The organism is Ollibium composti, from assembly GCF_004801285.1.
GTDB lineage: Bacteria > Pseudomonadota > Alphaproteobacteria > Rhizobiales > Rhizobiaceae > Mesorhizobium > Mesorhizobium composti.
Genome location: NZ_SSNY01000027.1, coordinates 1 through 1,792, shown reverse-complemented (window position 1 = coordinate 1,792; position 1,792 = coordinate 1). Strand labels below are relative to the sequence as shown.

2 protein-coding genes and 1 pseudogene are annotated in these 1,792 nt (G+C 55.6%); 1 reads left to right on the top strand and 2 read right to left on the bottom strand.

The genetic code is table 11. The features are described 5' to 3' along the window. The coding region (locus E6C48_RS22320) for an IS3 family transposase (RefSeq protein ID WP_136358204.1) at positions 1 to 97 on the top strand (97 nt) is incomplete at its 5' end. Here E6C48_RS22320 and E6C48_RS23220 read toward each other — a convergent pair. Beyond that, positions 84 to 479, bottom strand: a complete 396-nt coding sequence (locus E6C48_RS23220; protein WP_168734627.1) for a transposase — start codon at positions 477 to 479, stop codon at positions 84 to 86. The two genes, E6C48_RS22320 and E6C48_RS23220, sit on opposite strands and share 14 nt — an antisense overlap. A 285-nt stretch (positions 480 to 764) precedes the next feature. Continuing rightward, a pseudogene (locus E6C48_RS22310) lies at positions 765 to 977 on the bottom strand (helix-turn-helix domain-containing protein); the annotation flags it as partial. Positions 978 to 1,792: the final 815 nt, after the last annotated feature.

The following is a 1,792-nucleotide window of genomic DNA, read 5'->3' as shown; positions in this document are numbered from 1 at the left end:
CGATTACATCGAGCGCTTCTACAATCCCCGGCGACGGCACTCGACACTGGGCTATATGAGCCCCGTCGAGTTCGAGGAGAAAGCTATGTTAGCTTAACCCCGTGTCCGAAAAACCGGCAGCAGGCCAATGCGAGTATATCGGAACGGGCGAACGGCGGGGGCGCGTACATTGCCGAGCGCTTTGTGATCCCAGTGTCGATGTTGGATCGCGACGTCGGCGAAGCGCTCAGCCTGGGCAGTCTTCGGGAGATGAACTCGTGCACATCCAACTCCATGAACTTCGCCCTGCCGCCACGCCGTAATTTCTCCAGCGGAAGGAGATCTCGCCGTCGGCGGTACTGACCAGACGGGAATTTAGCGATGGCGACGCGATGGGTATAGCGGCCGAGGTGAGCCAGCTGTTCCGGCCCGGCGAACGGCGGCTTGGCATAAACAACCCAGTCAAGCCCGCGGACTTCGCCAACCCCGCGCTTGAACACGGCAGGTGGTCGGCGAAGTTGCCGAAGAAGCTCAACTTGCCTGCTTCGTACGCTGCCTGCAGATCCTGCAGAAAGAGCCGGCGGAACAGGCGCGACAGCACCCAAACGGCAGGAAAAAACTGGGACTACAAGATACCAGAGCGCGTCGATGGAATACGCAACTGTGCAATCACTGCGAGCCGCAGCCAGTACCGCAACATTCGGCGGCAATTAATACCAGGCTACAAACAAGTCACACCAAGTCAAACCCTAGGGCGTGCCCGCTGGGATATGGGGTTCGTACGCCTATTCATCTAACAGTGCTCCTGGCGTCACGTCCAAGAACTGTGCCAGTCTATCGACTAGGATAATAGTTGGGTTCCGAGCGCCACGTTCAAGGTCGGATATATAAGTGCGATGGATACCCACGTCATGTGCAAAAGCCTCTTGCGACAGGTTTCTCTGCTGCCGCAGCCTTCTCAGATTTCGGGCGAGGCGTTTACGAATGTCCACGCCGCGAGAGTCGACATCCGTCGACGAACAGTCTACAGACTATAAGTGACAAAGCGCTTGACTTCGTGCGATCGCCGAGCGCACATATCTCACTTATTGTCTGCACAGAAGTACTTCCGCCGCGATCAGCGAAACGGAACACGGTGTCCGGGCTTAGACAACTTTCGGAGAAGACGTTGCCGCACAATCATCTGGAGTCAGCGGGAAGTTCCCCTCAGTCCGATCCTAGTGACTATGCGTATCATGGCGAGGACAACGTCATACCCAGCCAGTACGAATGGCCATCAGGAATGGATGTCCAGAGAGCGCGAATAACTCCGGTGTCGAGTTCTGATTTACCGCGAATCAGGCAGCGGCACGCAGATGAGGAAGCAGCGAGAAAACGACTATCGGCAGAAGCGAGAGCAGACGAACAAAGGAAGAGGGATGAAGACCACGCAGCGCGCTACCGTTACGTTTCGCCGCTTGCGCCTCAAAAGCGGTCTTTAAAATTGGAATTCGAACCAGAGGATAAAAACAATGAACTTTGAGCCGACCGAAGGTGACCGAACGCTTTTTGCACTCGTCAGGCGTCTGTTTCCCAATCTGCAATTTTTGGGCGGAACCCTCACGGATATGGAAAAAGCTACGACTCGGACACAAATCCGATTTCTATCAAAATTGTACTGCAAGCTTGTAGGGCGGTAGAGAAAGGGTAAGCGAGGCTCTGACCGCACCTTCTTTGCGCAGGCCTGAAGGGGCACGGTGACGATCCGATTTGGAGGATCGTTTTGTGTCTGGACTTGACCATAGACTTGAGCCGGAGGGCGAGCTCCGGCGCT